Here is a 15,098-nt window from a genome sequence, read left to right as displayed (position 1 = left end):
GAGGTATTTATAAAACTTAGTATTTATAAGCTTCAGATTTAAATGGACCTTCAACAGCAACACCCAAGTAATCTGCTTGCTCTTGAGTTAATGTTGTTAATACACCACCAAAACCTGCAACCATTGCCGCAGCAACTTCTTCATCTAATTTTTTAGGAATAAGTTCTACGCGGATTTTTGCCGCTTTTTGGTCTTCAGGAAGATCAGCAAATTTTTCAGCAAATAAGTGCATTTGACCGAGTACTTGGTTCGCAAAAGAACCGTCCATTACACGTGATGGGTGACCTGTTGCGTTACCAAGGTTGACCAAACGGCCTTCTGAAAGAAGGATTAAATAATCGTTTTCGTTTTCTGAACGATACACTTGGTGAACTTGAGGTTTGACTTCAACCCATTTGTAACCACGTAAGTAGTTTGTGTCGATTTCAGTGTCGAAGTGACCGATGTTACACACAACTGCACCCGCTTTTAAGCTGTCTAACATCGCAGCGTCACATACGTGGTAGTTACCCGTTGTTGTGACGATCAGGTCAGTGTTTTGAAGAAGATCTAAGTTGATGTCTTCTTTCTTGCCAGTTTGTACGCCGTTTTTGTACGGAGCAACAACTTCGTAGCCGTCCATGCATGCTTGCATTGCACAGATAGGGTCAACTTCAGTGACACGTACAATCATGCCTTCTTGACGAAGAGATTGTGCAGAACCTTTACCCACGTCACCATAACCGATGACAAGCGCACGACGACCAGATAAAAGCATATCTGTACCACGTTTGATTGCATCGTTCAATGAGTGGCGGCAACCGTATTTATTGTCATTTTTAGATTTAGTCACAGAGTCATTTACGTTGATCGCAGGAACTTTTAAAGTACCATCGCGGTGCATTTCATACAGACGTTGAACACCTGTTGTTGTTTCTTCGGTAATACCGTGGATTCTAGCAATCACTTCAGGATATTTTTCATGAACAAGCGCAGTTAAGTCACCGCCATCGTCCAAAATCATGTTGGCATCCCAAGGTGTGCCGTTGACATTAATTTGTTGTTCTAAACACCAAACGTATTCTTCTTCAGTTTCGCCTTTCCAAGCAAATACAGGAATACCTGCAGCAGCAATTGCAGCAGCAGCGTGGTCTTGCGTAGAGAAAATATTACAAGATGTCCAACGAACTTCTGCGCCTAATTCAACCAGTGTTTCAATGAGAACAGCAGTTTGAATGGTCATGTGGATACAGCCAAGAATTTTTGCACCTGCAAGTGGTTTTGCAGCAGCATAACGCTTACGAAGACCCATTAAAGCTGGCATTTCTGCTTCAGCAAGTTTGATTTCTTTGCGACCATAGTCTGCAAGTGAAATATCGGCAACTTTATAATCTGTAAATGAAGCATTAACCGCGTTCATCACGATCTCCTTAATAAAAATAAAAATTGATCAGTATGTTCGCGGATGCCGTTGTTGGTATATCTGAATAGAATACCGATGGTCGAGCCTAGCGATCTTACATTTAGTGCCTGTAAGAAAGTCGCAGCATCCCTCGACTGTGGCGTATTGTACTTGGAAATTGCTTTGATTCCAATGTGATCTTGTTGCTTTATTCATCGAGCTGTATCTCAATGCCTAATTTTGTAAGCTGAGATTAGATAGCTTCTTCTATTCTTTGAAATCACAATGTTCGTTCTGTTAAATTATGTCTTTCATTATATTTTTGAATTAAGCGATCAGTTTAATCTTGAAGCTTTTTGATCAGAATGAATAAGCTCATTGAAAAACATATTCAATGAGCCTATTACCTTTATTCTGCAGCTTGCACTTTTTCTGCCCAAAAATCAGCTTTTGCTTCATTAATATCCACACCCAAACCATGTTCATAAATGGCGACAAGATCACGCATGGCTTGTACTTCGCCAAGTTTAGCGGCTTGTTCTAGCATTTCGATGGATTTAAGCACATTTTTTTCTACCACATCACCACGGCGGTAAAAATTGGCTAATTCAAAAATGGCAGCAGGGTGATTGTGTTTAACAGCTTGTTCTAACCAACGATGTGCATGTTCAAAGTAGGCTTTCGCTTCTTCAGGATCTTCTTCTAACATGTCTTTTGCATAGACTGCATAGCCTTCGCCCAACCAGTACATCGCTTCAACATGCCCCAATTGTGCGGCTTTGAGTGCCCATTCTTCTGCCAATTCAACATGTTCATCTTTTTCACTTTGCATATAAATTTCAGCAAGTTCAAATTGAGCATTACGGTTGCCAGCCATTGCACGGTTATATAATTCAGTTGAAATAGGGAGATCAGACATATTCAAAAATCCAAAGCATTAGAGCGTTATAGCCTAAAAGGTTACCACAAAAAAGCCAATCCGAAGATTGGCATCATTAATAGAATGAGTTGGATCATTGAAGACTAAAAATTAAGATCATGATCATAGTCACCTTTGGACGATTCTGAAGTAATTTTAAGTCAGATAATGAAACCCTCTATAAAGATATTGACTCATTAAATGATGTGTATTTTGGGGGCTTAAAACTACAATTTAGATTTAAAATATATAGTTTATGAAGGCTAGATTGGAACTAGCCTTATTCTGTTATTTCTATTCTATTTAGTTTGTGAGTATTCATTAATTACTTCTAGTGCCGCACGAAAAGCTTCTTGCGTGGCAGGTGCTCCACAATAAGGAAGGCTATGCAACAGAACTTCTTGGATTTCTTCAACAGTTGCTCCATTGTTTAAGGCGCCACGCACGTGGCCTTTTAATTCAGTTGGGCTTTTTTGCGCCGTTAAAAAAGCAATGGTAATGAGAGAGCGATATTTACGTGGTAACACGCCTTCACGTTGCCAAGTAGAACCCCATGCATGTTCATTAATCCAATCTTGTAAAGGTTGTGTGAAAGGCACAGTATTTTCTTGTGCACGTTTTACAAAACTTTCGCCCATGACTTCTGTGCGAACTTTTAAGCCATTTTCATAATCTTGTTGTGACATTGACCTTGATCCTGATCATTTAATAGTATGTGCTATAGCCTAAAGCTTTTTATACAGAAAACCATAAGCGGAACGTCTAAGTTCAGAAAACTATTGTACTTGAGTGCTGTAAAAAAGCTCAAAGGTTTACCGCAATATTGAGTGATCTGTTCTGTCTTATCTGCTTTTGGTCATATTAAGTGTTTTGAATCTTCTTGACCATGCGTGATACACCTCGAAATTCTGCAATAATTTCATTGTGTTGGTTGGTAAGCGTAATATCGTAAATTTCAGAACGACCGCTAGGGGCTTTGAATAGCGCTTTTGCAGTTAATGTATCGCCGACTTTTGCTGGTTTTAAATAGCTAATCGTACAATGTTGCCCAACCGCAGTCGTTTCAGAATTACAGGCAACCGCAAATGCACCATCTGCAAGCGTAAAGATGATACCACCATGGCATGTTCCATGTCCTTGCGTGTGTTGAGTCGTAATGGTTAAGGAAAGCTGTGCTGTTTTATGTGCATAGTGATCAAGATGAACACCTAAATTTTGCATCACGGCATCATTTTCAAAAACATTTTTTTGCAAATCCTGTGTCATATTAAAATCCTATTAGTGATACTTAATTATTTTTAAATATAAAATAATGTATCATAAATAACATTTTGCTAGCGCTAAGACAAGATGAATAGCTGCTGAAATTTAGAGGATTGAAAATCGGTGTATTACAATGATGATCAAAATATGGGCTTATGGGAGTGAGAAAATTAAAAAAGCCCACTGTGTGAGCTTTTTAAAAGCTTAAAAATTAACGTCCGTTACGCCCCCGACCACGTGGTGCTTTAGTGTTTGGACGTGTGGTGCCATTAGTTTTACGTTTTGGTCTTTCACTTTCATCCATCTGCCAAATACGCTTTGTCCCTGACTTTTTCACAGAGCCATCTTTATTTTTACGAACCATCGGTTTACCGCCTGTACCACCCGGTTTTTTCACATAAGAACGTGAACGATAAGGTTCTTCCGCAGGTACATTTTGAAAGTCAGGATATAAAAGAGGTTCGATTTCTTTAGTTTCCCCTGGTTGTAAAGCCATTTGTACTAAATCAATCGCACCAATTTTCGTCCGAATTAAACGCAAAGTTGGAAAACCCACAGCCGAAGTCATACGACGAACTTGGCGGTTACGACCTTCACAGATTGAAATTTCAATCCAAGAGGTTGGAATATTGGCACGGAAACGTACAGGAGGATCACGCTCCCATAACCATGCTGGTTGCTCAACTTTTTCAGCTTTAGCAGGCAAAGTCATACCATCTTTGAGTTCAACACCTTGACGCAGTTGCTCTAAAGCTTCATCAGTCACGTCACCATCGACTTGAACTAAATAGGTTTTAAATTTTTTATTGGCAGGGTTGGTAATATATTGGTTGAGTCCGCCGTGATCGGTAAGAAAGACCAAACCTTCTGAGTCCATGTCCAAACGACCTGCCAAACGCAAAGTCGAATCTTGGACGAAGTCAGACATGGTCATGTGGGCTTCATCTTTACGGAATTGGGAGAGAACCCCATAAGGTTTATTGAGAATAACAATTTTCATAAAATTAACTGTTTAAATAGAAATATCGTGGGGTATGAACGAGGTGAACCGTTGACTTACCCATTTAAAAAAAGGGGCGTGGGAGTGCGGAAAAATTGAAGCCCACAGAATGTTATGGATTATAACAGAATTAAATTTGATGCTCTGCACATTTCTCTATAGATATTTGCTCTTAGAAAGGCTTGACTTAAATAGACATGAGCAATTTGGGGCTATAAACCCTGATGTGATATTGAATTTAAAATAAAAATGATCATAGAAATAGACGTGAATTGAGATCAATGTAAAAACAATGTATTTCATTCAATAGAGAAATGTAGTTATTCCTGATATAAATCTCAAAAGTATGCAAATTCGATTAATCTGTTATAAATAAACACAGATGGAACAAATCGTTTCTGAGCAATTATTTTTATTTTACAAATGCTAATTATAAAAAGGGAGCACCTGCACAATGGGTTATCAAAAGATCGTTGTACCTGCGGATGGCAGCAAAATTACAGTTAATGCAGATTTATCCTTAAATGTTCCCAATCATCCCATTATCCCATTTATTGAAGGCGATGGTATTGGCGTCGATATTACCCCAACCATGAAAAATGTGGTGAATGCAGCCGTACAAAAAGCTTATGGAAGTAAACGTTGCATTGAATGGATGGAAGTGTATTGCGGTGAAAAAGCCAATAAAATTTATGGCACTTATATGCCAGAAGAAACTTTTGAGGCCTTGCGTGAATATGTAGTCTCAATCAAAGGGCCTTTGACTACTCCTGTTGGCGGGGGAATTCGCTCGTTAAATGTAGCATTGCGCCAAGAATTAGACCTCTATGTCTGTGTACGTCCTGTACGTTGGTTTAAAGGTGTACCATCACCAGTACGTCATCCTGAATTGACGGATATGGTTATTTTTCGTGAAAATTCAGAAGATATTTATGCAGGCATCGAATGGCAAGCTGATTCACCTGAAGCGAAAAAAGTCATTAAATTTTTAAAAGAAGAAATGGGTGTTACAAAAATCCGTTTTGAGGACAATTGCGGTATTGGCATTAAGCCTGTGTCTAAAGAGGGTACACAGCGTTTGGTGCGTAAAGCCATTCAATTTGCCATTGATCATGATAAGCCGAGTGTGACGTTAGTTCATAAAGGCAATATCATGAAATATACCGAAGGTGCATTTAAAGAGTGGGGCTATGAACTTGCGATTGAGCGTTTCGGTGGAGAGCTAATCGATGGTGGTCCTTGGGTGAAAATTAAAAACCCTAAAACGGGTAAAGATATTGTCATTAAAGATGTGATTGCCGATGCCTTTTTACAGCAAATCCTGATGCGCCCTGCAGATTATTCAGTGATTGCAACCTTAAATTTAAACGGTGACTATGTTTCTGATGCCTTGGCTGCAGAAGTGGGAGGAATCGGGATTGCACCAGGGGCAAATATTGGTGGTGCAATAGCTGTATATGAAGCCACACACGGCACAGCACCAAAATATGCAGGTCAGGACAAAGTGAACCCAGGTTCAATCATTTTGTCTGCAGAAATGATGCTGCGTGATATGGGGTGGATTGAAGCTGCTGATTTGATTATCAAGGGTATTTCAGGTGCAATTGCAGCGAAAACTGTGACTTATGATTTTGAGCGTTTAATGGAAAATGCTACATTGTTACGTTGTTCTGAGTTCGGAAATGCGATCATACAACATATGGATTAAGATTTAGAACGCAAACAGAGCCTGCAAAATTTGCGGGCTTTTTATTGACGCTGAACTTGTAGAGATAGATGATCAATTGGATTAAGTCTTTCAGTGATTTAAAACTAAGTAATTTAAAAATAATGAGATAAAACGATGAGGGGAGGTAATGATGTATGATTTTATGTTTGAACAAAATTTTAGAAGTTCTGTGTTTATTGGAAAATATCAATTTAATGCGATGAATTTACATCGAGTCAGATTGAATCAGCTGAATTTAACAGGTTTTACATGGGTGAAGAGTAATTTACGCGGTGCATTTATTGCTCAGTCAGAATTTAAAAATTGCCATTTTATTGGTGCGCATTTGATTACACTGATGATTAATGACTGTCATTTTGAAAATTGTATTTTTGAGAATTGTGTGATGAAACATATGCAAATCATCAAAACAAATTTTGTGAATTGTCGTATAAATTCACTGCTTGATTTAGATTTTATGTAGGAAATAGATGGAATATTTCCTACACAGTTCAAATATTTTTGGATCAGAAAATCTCTTAATGCTGTGTATATTTAGGCAAAATAGTTCGTGAACTATAGAAAAAAAACTGTACCGTTCCCAATAATAAAACTGTTGCCGCCAAAACAAATTGTTGATGATAAGACACACCAAAATGTTGCAAAGCACTAAAACATAAACCACCAATCAATTGCGTCAATGCAAAACATAAAGTCGCCATACTCCATAGTTTTTTATATGCTCCACCATATAAATGCATAATGGTATAGGAGGTCAAAAATACCACCGCAGGATTCAGCAGACCTGTAAAAAATGATGAGGTATAAGTCAATATAGGGTGAATATTGAACACCGCAATGATAATTGCAATCACATAAGCGCTATATAAAAGTTTCAAAGCGCTAAAATGCCCAAACTTTCGTGCACAGAGATACGCTGTCACCGCACCTAAGGCACTACCTGAACCGTATAAAATCCAATTTAAATTAATATGATATAAATCAAGACTCAATGTATTCCTTAAATAATCAATCCAAAATAATGAGTGTGGTACATAGGCAAAAGCACTGCATGAATAGACGATCAATAAGCAAAAATACATGCCATCAATGATGCTGCCTTGTTGTGTCACTTTCTGAATACGGCTTAAATGCTGTTGGAAAATGTTGAGTAAATAAGAAAGAATGAAGCAAATAAATAAGGCAAATGCAAATAAAATGAGCCATGCCATCTGTGTGGAGATGCGGTCTAAAAATGGCATAAATAAAGTTGCTAACAGCACCCCAATGCCTATACCACTAAAACCAATAAAATTAATTTTTAAGCGATCTTGAGCAGCACAACATTGCACAACAACACTGGGTGCAAGAATCATCAGCAAACCACCACTGATGCCTGAAATCGTGCGCCAGACGATATACCAAAGCTTGGGAAAGTCAGCAAAGGCACAGCTTAACAGACTGATTGTTCCGGTAAAAGCAGCGTAGCGTAGATATTTTGCCATGCTTTGATTTTGTGGTAATTTCATCGCAACAAATGCACCAATCAAATAACCGAATAAATTGGCACTACCCAAAATACTGGCAAAATTTGTTGTCCATTCATAACTTTCGCGCGTTGAGGGTAATAGGGCTGTGTAGGAAAAGCGAAATAAGCCGATGCCTAGGCATGTACTTAAGCACAGGAAAAGGCTGAGTTTAATTTTACTAATTTGAGTGTCATCCATGCTATTTTTTATCTTTCGGTCAATATTTAAACTCACCCTAAATCTCTTCGTGGTACTTGGCAAGTCATAAACATGATTTATTTAAAGGATATTTCTGTTGTACATGAACGGAGCATCAATGGTGTGAAATATTCATTTCTTTCAATGTAGAAAAATGTGATTGTGGTTTGAGTTTTATGTTAGATTTTTTGCATGATTTATTTTATTTTCAGAAAAGCTTAGCAATTTTTTAGATATATAGTCGAATATATTGATATTGCAAATAATTCATCTGCCAATAAAAAGTACAGTGTTATATATAAAAGTGCTAAAAAATCATGGCTACAGCTGAATTGCAATATAATAGGGCAGTACGAAATTTTGGAAAATTAAATGAATTATCCACTCGTTTTGAATATTTTAATATTCTTAGCTCTCATTTATTTACTTTCACAAACCCGAAAAACCGACTGGAGTTTAGCCAAAAAGGTTTTTGCTGGTTTGTGTTTAGGTGTCGTTTTTGGCTTAGCATTACATTGGATCTATGGCGCACAACCTGAGATTTTAGCTGAATCTATTCAGTGGTTTAACATTGTAGGTAATGGTTATGTGAAACTTTTACAAATGGTGGTGATGCCGTTGGTCCTGGTTTCAATTTTAAATGCGGTAATCAAATTACATGATGCCTCATCGCTCGGAAAAATAAGTATTTATAGTATTGGTACTTTATTAACTACAACATTTATTGCAGCATTAGTGGGAGTATTTGTTACTAATTTATTTGGTTTAAGTGCAGCAGGTTTGATACAAGGTACACAAGAAACAGAACGTTTAGCCAAAATTAATGCCGAATATGTCGGTAAAGTCACTGATCTGAATGTTCCTGATTTTATTCTTTCTTTTGTTCCAACTAACCCTTTTGCCGAAATGACAGGTGCACATCCGACTTCAATTATTAGTGTGGTGATTTTTGCGACTTTTTTAGGTTTGGCAGGTATACAGCTGATCAAAGATGCACCTGAGAAAGGGCAACGTATTGTCACCGCCATTGATACTTTACAAGCATGGGTGATGAAACTTGTACGTTTGGTGATGTTACTGACTCCTTATGGCGTATTTGCTTTAATTACCAAAGTCGTTGCCAGCTCTAAAATGGTGGATATTATTAATCTGGGCGGATTTCTTGTTGCATCCTATCTTGGATTGGCAATCATGTTCGCTGTCCATGCGATTATTTTAACTTTGACAGGAATTAATCCGCTGCGATTCTTTAAAAAAGTATTACCCGTGTTAAATTTTGCGTTTACCAGTCGTTCAAGTGCAGCAAGTATTCCTTTAAATATTGAAGCACAAACACAACGTTTGGGTGTGCCTGAGTCGATTGCCAGTTTTTCAGCATCTTTTGGGACCACGATTGGTCAAAATGGGTGTGCAGGTTTATATCCTGCTATGCTTGCGGTCATGGTCGCGCCAACAGTGGGGATTAATCCTTTAGATCCAGTGTGGATTTTGACGCTGGTTTGTATCGTCACTTTAAGCTCGATTGGGGTTGCGGGTGTAGGTGGTGGTGCAACATTTGCTGCTTTGATTGTATTGCCTATTATGGGCTTACCTGTGACTTTGGTTGCATTACTGATTTCAATTGAACCTTTGATTGATATGGGACGCACAGCATTGAATGTCAATGGTTCAATGACGGCAGGTATGGTCACCAGCCAATTTATGGGGCAAACAGATCAGGCTATTTTGAGCAATGATGCTGATTTGGAATTATCAAATCGTTAAACTTTTGCGTTAAAATGACTAGAATATAAAGTCATTTAAGCCCGTGGAGCATCAGTAAATGAGTGAAATTTACTGATGCTTTTTTGTGTGTACTGCATTACACTGCGCCAATTCAGCAGATTTATAACTCCAAATTTGACCGTGAGTATTTTTATAAAATCGCAAGGGTCCTGTATGTCTTACCAAACCTTGACATGCTTCAAGTGACAACTGCTCACCAAAAGAACCTGTCACACGACACACACTGCCATTACATTTCCATAGTAGCTTTGCATGATTTTGCATGACGACCGTTACTTGTCCTTTATAGCGAGTTCCTGCCATCCATGTGGTATTTTTTGCATGGACAATGGGGCTAATCATAAAAAGACTCAGTATTAAACTGGGTATTAGATGATGGATTATTCTCATAAAATATCTACTATTTTACCAACAATACTGAGTTATAACATTGATTGATCTCTAAAGCAGCGGCTGATTATGACAATAAGTTTAAGTGCATAGGACTTAGATCTGTATCTATTTAAAAACAAATGTTGTATCTGTATTCATTTTTGATTTGGCTTAAAATAAGTGGAAATGAGGAGTTTTACCATGAAAATGTACCAAGTCGATGCTTTTAGCCAAAACTTATTTAAGGGAAATCCTGCTGCTGTATTGGTCTTAGATGAGTGGCTAGAGGATGCTTTGATGCAGAATATTGCTTTAGAAAATAACTTAGCAGAAACTGCTTTTGTGAAAAGAATTGATAACAGTCATTTTGAAATACGTTGGTTTACTCCTGTACTTGAAGTTGATTTTTGTGGACATGCGACTTTAGCAGCTGCATTTGTATTATTTAAAGATTATACCGTTGAAAAAACTATTCATTTTCATGTTAAAAATCTCGGAATATTTATCATTGAGCAAGCTGAAGATGGCAAAATCAAAATGAATTTTCCGATTCGTGCAGCACAACCGCTAAAGGATTATCCAGACTTACTTCATCATGTTATTGATCAGCCTATTCAAGCGGTGTATGAAAATGCACAAGCATTTATTTTAGTGCTTGAATCAGCACAAGCGGTCATTGATGCTGTGCCAAATTTAGTTGCTATCCAAAAGTTAGCAGAAAGTTATAAAGTAAGTACCACGATTACTGCACACGAAGATCAGCCTGATGTCACCATTACGGCCGCATCTGATCAATATGATTATGTTGCACGTTATTTTGCACCTCATAAAGGTATCAATGAAGATCCCGTGACTGGTTCTATGCATACAGGTTTAGCCCCGTTATGGGCTGAAAAATTAGGCAAAAATCAACTGATTGCTTATCAAGCATCTGCACGAGGCGGACAACTATATTGCAAAATTTTGGATGAAAATCGTATTGAAATTTCAGGCTATGCCAAACTGTATATGCAGGCAGAGCTTTATATTTAATCTGAATTTAATTTTCATGTAGCAAGAATAGAACAAAAGCCGTTGAAAAAAACGGCTATGCTTTCAAAAAATTACTGTTTATTTGTTTCAGGCTTTTTTAAGATAAGCTATCTATAAGTTTTTAAAATTTCTCAAAAAAATCTGGAATTTCTATGTTAATGCGGTTCAAAAAACTCACTTTATCACTTTGTTTGTTGGGAATCAGTGCAACAGGCTTTGCACAAACGGTTTTAGTTAAAACTGAACATAATATTGAAGAATATAAGCTAGACAACGGCTTTCGGGTGTTATTGGCACCCAATGATAAAGAGAGTAAGGTCTTTGTGAATACTGTGTATTTCACAGGTTCTTTAAATGATCCCAAAGGCAAAGGCGGTTTAGCACATTTACTTGAACATTTGGCATTTAAAGGCACAGAAAATGTCAAAGGCGAAGAATTTCAGCGCCGTTTAGACCGTTATACCTTAATGACCAATGCAAGTACGGATTATTATTCAACAAAATATACCAATATCGTACGTCCTGAAGCGGCTGCTTTAAATGAGATCATTTATTTAGAAGCTGAACGTATGGATAAATTAGTTCTACAAGAAAAATATGTACCGTCTGAAATTAACATCGTCATGCGTGAGCGTGAAGTGCGTATGGATCAGCCTTTTGCGGTGTTGATGGATCAAATGTGGAAAGCCGCTTATGGTAATCAGTCCTTAGGGCGTTTACCTATCGGTGATTTATCTGAATTACAATCGATTAAAATGAATGAGTTAAATAAATTTTATAAAGATTGGTATGCACCGAATAATGCGGTGATGGTGATTTCAGGTAAGTTTGATAAAGCCGAAGTGTTAAAGCAAATTGATAAAAACTTTAGCCCGATTCCTGCACGTGCCTTACCACAGCAAGCGCAAGTTCCGCTGTTAGATTCTGCGGTCGTGAAAAGTCGCCAATTTTTAGTACAAAAGGGCAGTGATTTAGCCAAGTTTAATATCTATATGAATGGGAAAAACCAAGCGATTCAGCCAGCACTTGCACTAGCGCCTTATTTATATACCTTACAACCCAGTGGTCATTTATATTCCAATATGGTGGAAACAGGCATTGCCACCAATGTGCAATCGACCACATGGTTAGATGATGACTTTAACTTGGTCTTTATGGGGGCAATTTATTCACCAAAACATGATGAAAAACGCATTAGTCAATCTTTGATTTCAGAGATTGAAAAAAATCCAAGCTTTACTGAGGTTGAGTTAAAGCGCGTAAAAAATCTTATGAAAAATGCCCAAGATAATCTGCTGAGTAGTGCCACTTCTGTCGGTTCTATGCTGAGTGAATATGTGGTGTCTTCGCATGGTGATTGGGCGCAATATTTTAAAGATCAGCAAGCGATTCAAGCCCTAACCGTAGAGCAAACCAATAAAACGTTGAAAGAATTTTTAAGCGCACAACATCGTTTTAGCGGTGACATTCAACCGACACCTGAAGCACAAAAGAAAGCCTTGGAACAGAAACAAAGCACTGAAAGTAGTAAAACTTTAGATCAGCAAATGGTTGCAGAAGAACCATTAAAATCAGTCGATGAATATAAAAGCGAAGTTGCTGACTATGTAAAAACGTCTCAGCAATTGTTAAATCAAACTGAGCAAAAAATTCAGCGTGGTACGCTAAAAAATGGCATGCAATATGCGTTATTTCCAACCACAACCCGTGATGACAAAACCTATGCCACAATAAATATCGGTTTTGGTACAGCGGAATCTTTATTTAATAAAGATGAAATTATTGAATTTACATCTTATTTATTATTAAGAGCGTCGGATAAATATAGTTTGCAAGACATTGCCGATAAATCGATTGAAGCAGGTGGCTTGGCGACAGCAACTTCGGCAGACAATGGGATTCAGATCCAAATTTCAGCGAAAAGTGAAAAATTTGACGACTTTTTCCAATATATTGTTGAGGTGTTGAAAAATCCTAAATTTGAACAATCACAGTTTGATTTGATTAAATTGCAAAGTTTAGCCACTTTAGATCGACCTTATACAGAGCCTGAAACAGTGGCAGCTTTGACCATTTCTCGTTTATTGGAAACCTATAAAGCGGGGGATTTGCGTTATCACTATGAACCTGAGCTTGCAAAAAAACAAATTAAGGCAATGACCAATCAGCAAGTGAAGGATTTGTATAAAAAATTCTTTGCAACGCAACATGCCCAAATTGCGATTACAGGTAAATATGATGCAAAGCACATTGAAAATATTTTGAATCAGCAACTTGGAAATTGGAAAAGTAAAGAAAAATATGTGCGTTTAAGTGGCGATTTTGATCAGTACAAAGCACAAAAAGTACATGCTTTATCAGAGCAACGAGAGTTTGGTAATTATCAAAGTATTTTAACGATTCCTGTTGGCGCATATCATAAGGATGCTCCAGCTTTGATTGTATTGGACAGTATTTTAGGTGATTCACAACTGTCTTCACGTTTAGGTAAAGAATTACGTGAAAAGAATGCTTTGGTATATGGTTTTGGTAGTCAGTTACAACTAGATGATGTGGTTGACTCGGGTGCAATTAAAGTTGAAGCCAACTATACAGCAGGTAAATCTGCACAAGTTTCACAAGTGATTCATCAAGTCTTTACTACACTTTTAAATCAAGGTGTAACCGAGCAAGAAGTGGAAGCAGCCAAAGCACGTATTATGAAAAAACGAGTCACTTCACTTGAAGATGATCGTATTATTCATCAAATGCTTGTGCCACAAATGCAAAACCAAAAGACTTTAAAAGATCGGGCGATACGTGATCAAGAATTTGCTCAGTTAAGCAAAGCGGATATTGATGCGGTGATTAAAAAATATATCAAATTAGATCAATTGGTTGAAGTCATGGCAGACCAATATGGCACTGCGCAAAAGCCTTAATTAAATGAAATAAATATTCTCTCCTTGTAAAGCACTGAAATATGCTTGAGCAAGGAGAGTTTTTTATGTATTGAGTCATGAGCTCAAAGTTATATACGACCCATGAGGGGGGTGACCTTATTGTATATTTTTAAAATCTTTTCTTAATTGTTGCAAGGTTGGAATTTGGGTATATCGGAACACGGTATAACCCGCTTCATGCAACATGTCATCGCGTTCTGCATCTCGTTGCTCTTGTCCGATGTGGCTTGGGTCATCTAACTCAATAATTGCTAAGACTTGAAAATGATCATTCACAATCACAAAATCAGTGACTTTACGATTAAAACGAGCACGAAACTTATATTGTTTACTGGTCAATAGCGCACTAAAAGCAACTTGAGCCAAGATATGATATTGGGGGAAGGCATCTTTTAAACGCACAAACATTTTTTGTTCAAAATGGGTAAGAATAGGTTTTGAATAATATTGTTGTTTTTTAAATAAATGGTGACCAAAACAAATCATGAAAAAAGCGAGGCAAGCAGCACAGCCGATAACAAAAAATACAATTTCATGTAAATCAAACATAAAAGACAATCTTAAAAAAGAAAAAACCCACTCAATCTAGAGTGGGTTTTTAGAATTTGGCTCTCCAACCTGGGCTCGAACCAGGGACCTGCGGATTAACAGTCCGTCGCTCTACCGACTGAGCTATTGGAGAATCTGAGACGCATTTTAGTGATGGAACTGAAGATGGTCAAGGGAAATATGCAATATTTCCCTATAATTGCTTGCGTTTGATATAAATTTAACCATTTCAAGGGGTTTATAGACAATGGCGGTGAAGAATTGGCTGAAGAATTGGTTTTAAATACAAATTCGAATGAGATGAGGATTATTCTTACGTTGTTCTAAGAATATCGTGGAGAATTTATTGAAAAAATTATTGCAATCGTCATGACAACGTCGATGAACTTGCAATTCATCAACGAAAAGTAAGTGTATAGA

13 protein-coding genes and 1 tRNA gene are annotated in these 15,098 nt (G+C 37.5%); 5 read left to right on the top strand and 9 right to left on the bottom strand.

What is annotated here, in order from left to right; genetic code table 11:
- Positions 1 to 16: 16 nt before the first annotated feature.
- The 5 genes from ahcY to G0028_RS12350 all read right to left on the bottom strand — a co-directional run bounded on the left by ahcY (position 17) and on the right by G0028_RS12350 (position 4,563).
- Positions 17 to 1,399, bottom strand: a complete 1,383-nt coding sequence (gene ahcY / locus G0028_RS12370) for an adenosylhomocysteinase (RefSeq protein WP_180045103.1) — start codon at positions 1,397 to 1,399, stop codon at positions 17 to 19.
- A gap of 391 nt (positions 1,400 to 1,790) precedes the next feature.
- Entirely contained in the window at positions 1,791 to 2,300 is a 510-nt protein-coding gene (locus G0028_RS12365) for a tetratricopeptide repeat protein (protein ID WP_174492372.1), read from the bottom strand.
- Positions 2,301 to 2,599: 299 nt separating this feature from the next.
- Positions 2,600 to 2,986 (bottom strand): carboxymuconolactone decarboxylase family protein, encoded by a 387-nt coding sequence (locus G0028_RS12360; protein WP_130073132.1) that lies wholly within the window; start codon positions 2,984 to 2,986, stop codon positions 2,600 to 2,602.
- Between the two features lie 175 nt (positions 2,987 to 3,161).
- On the bottom strand, positions 3,162 to 3,566 hold the full coding sequence (paaI, locus tag G0028_RS12355) for a hydroxyphenylacetyl-CoA thioesterase PaaI (protein ID WP_174492373.1): 405 nt from the start codon (positions 3,564 to 3,566) through the stop codon (positions 3,162 to 3,164).
- Positions 3,567 to 3,774: 208 nt separating this feature from the next.
- Positions 3,775 to 4,563 (bottom strand): pseudouridine synthase, encoded by a 789-nt coding sequence (locus tag G0028_RS12350; RefSeq protein WP_130073134.1) that lies wholly within the window; start codon positions 4,561 to 4,563, stop codon positions 3,775 to 3,777.
- Between the two features lie 454 nt (positions 4,564 to 5,017).
- On the opposite strand from G0028_RS12350, the gene icd reads away from it, so the two are divergent.
- Complete coding sequence (gene icd, locus G0028_RS12345) at positions 5,018 to 6,271, top strand: NADP-dependent isocitrate dehydrogenase (protein ID WP_130073135.1); 1,254 nt, start codon at positions 5,018 to 5,020, stop codon at positions 6,269 to 6,271.
- Between the two features lie 148 nt (positions 6,272 to 6,419).
- A complete protein-coding gene (locus G0028_RS12340; protein ID WP_180045104.1) occupies positions 6,420 to 6,755 on the top strand; it encodes a pentapeptide repeat-containing protein in 336 nt (111 codons plus the stop codon).
- Positions 6,756 to 6,810: 55 nt separating this feature from the next.
- On the opposite strand, the gene G0028_RS12335 is transcribed toward G0028_RS12340, so the two are convergent.
- Positions 6,811 to 7,998 carry a YbfB/YjiJ family MFS transporter gene (locus tag G0028_RS12335; RefSeq protein ID WP_180045105.1) on the bottom strand — a complete coding sequence of 396 codons (1,188 nt, stop codon included), beginning with the start codon at positions 7,996 to 7,998 and terminating at the stop codon, positions 6,811 to 6,813.
- A gap of 372 nt (positions 7,999 to 8,370) precedes the next feature.
- On the opposite strand from G0028_RS12335, the gene G0028_RS12330 reads away from it, so the two are divergent.
- Complete coding sequence (locus G0028_RS12330; protein WP_180045106.1) at positions 8,371 to 9,762, top strand: L-cystine transporter; 1,392 nt, start codon at positions 8,371 to 8,373, stop codon at positions 9,760 to 9,762.
- Positions 9,763 to 9,831: 69 nt separating this feature from the next.
- Here G0028_RS12330 and G0028_RS12325 read toward each other — a convergent pair whose 3' ends face one another.
- Positions 9,832 to 10,125 (bottom strand): hypothetical protein, encoded by a 294-nt coding sequence (locus G0028_RS12325; protein ID WP_174492377.1) that lies wholly within the window; start codon positions 10,123 to 10,125, stop codon positions 9,832 to 9,834.
- Between the two features lie 231 nt (positions 10,126 to 10,356).
- Here G0028_RS12325 and G0028_RS12320 point away from each other — a divergent pair, with 231 nt between their 5' ends.
- The gene (locus tag G0028_RS12320; protein WP_180045107.1) at positions 10,357 to 11,187 is read left to right on the top strand and encodes a PhzF family phenazine biosynthesis protein; all 831 of its coding nucleotides are present in this window, start codon (positions 10,357 to 10,359) and stop codon (positions 11,185 to 11,187) included.
- Between the two features lie 152 nt (positions 11,188 to 11,339).
- Positions 11,340 to 14,108 (top strand): M16 family metallopeptidase, encoded by a 2,769-nt coding sequence (locus G0028_RS12315; RefSeq protein ID WP_180045108.1) that lies wholly within the window; start codon positions 11,340 to 11,342, stop codon positions 14,106 to 14,108.
- Between the two features lie 117 nt (positions 14,109 to 14,225).
- On the opposite strand, the gene G0028_RS12310 is transcribed toward G0028_RS12315, so the two are convergent.
- Both G0028_RS12310 and G0028_RS12305 read right to left on the bottom strand, forming a co-directional pair.
- Positions 14,226 to 14,678, bottom strand: a complete 453-nt coding sequence (locus G0028_RS12310; protein ID WP_180045109.1) for a DUF2726 domain-containing protein — start codon at positions 14,676 to 14,678, stop codon at positions 14,226 to 14,228.
- 57 nt (positions 14,679 to 14,735) lie between these two features.
- A tRNA-Asn gene (locus G0028_RS12305) sits at positions 14,736 to 14,811 on the bottom strand.
- Positions 14,812 to 15,098: the final 287 nt, after the last annotated feature.

It is taken from the genome of Acinetobacter piscicola, from assembly GCF_015218165.1.
Classification (GTDB): Bacteria; Pseudomonadota; Gammaproteobacteria; order Pseudomonadales; family Moraxellaceae; genus Acinetobacter; species Acinetobacter piscicola_A.
Note: the sequence above shows the minus strand (reverse complement) of the source record. Positions and strands in the feature narration are given on the sequence as shown.

What these genes read in the sequence shown, in the direction of transcription:
- G0028_RS12325 (WP_174492377.1), bottom strand. Translation starts at nt 10,125, where the DNA reads ATGATTAGCCCCATTGTCCATGCAAAAAATACCACATGGATGGCAGGA.
- G0028_RS12330 (WP_180045106.1), top strand. Translation starts at nt 8,371, where the DNA reads ATGAATTATCCACTCGTTTTGAATATTTTAATATTCTTAGCTCTCATT.
- G0028_RS12340 (WP_180045104.1), top strand. Translation starts at nt 6,420, where the DNA reads ATGATGTATGATTTTATGTTTGAACAAAATTTTAGAAGTTCTGTGTTT.
- G0028_RS12310 (WP_180045109.1), bottom strand. Translation starts at nt 14,678, where the DNA reads ATGTTTGATTTACATGAAATTGTATTTTTTGTTATCGGCTGTGCTGCT.
- G0028_RS12335 (WP_180045105.1), bottom strand. Translation starts at nt 7,998, where the DNA reads ATGGATGACACTCAAATTAGTAAAATTAAACTCAGCCTTTTCCTGTGC.
- G0028_RS12365 (WP_174492372.1), bottom strand. Translation starts at nt 2,300, where the DNA reads ATGTCTGATCTCCCTATTTCAACTGAATTATATAACCGTGCAATGGCT.
- G0028_RS12360 (WP_130073132.1), bottom strand. Translation starts at nt 2,986, where the DNA reads ATGTCACAACAAGATTATGAAAATGGCTTAAAAGTTCGCACAGAAGTC.
- icd (WP_130073135.1), top strand. Translation starts at nt 5,018, where the DNA reads ATGGGTTATCAAAAGATCGTTGTACCTGCGGATGGCAGCAAAATTACA.
- G0028_RS12350 (WP_130073134.1), bottom strand. Translation starts at nt 4,563, where the DNA reads ATGAAAATTGTTATTCTCAATAAACCTTATGGGGTTCTCTCCCAATTC.
- paaI (WP_174492373.1), bottom strand. Translation starts at nt 3,566, where the DNA reads ATGACACAGGATTTGCAAAAAAATGTTTTTGAAAATGATGCCGTGATG.
- G0028_RS12315 (WP_180045108.1), top strand. Translation starts at nt 11,340, where the DNA reads ATGTTAATGCGGTTCAAAAAACTCACTTTATCACTTTGTTTGTTGGGA.
- G0028_RS12320 (WP_180045107.1), top strand. Translation starts at nt 10,357, where the DNA reads ATGAAAATGTACCAAGTCGATGCTTTTAGCCAAAACTTATTTAAGGGA.
- ahcY (WP_180045103.1), bottom strand. Translation starts at nt 1,399, where the DNA reads ATGAACGCGGTTAATGCTTCATTTACAGATTATAAAGTTGCCGATATT.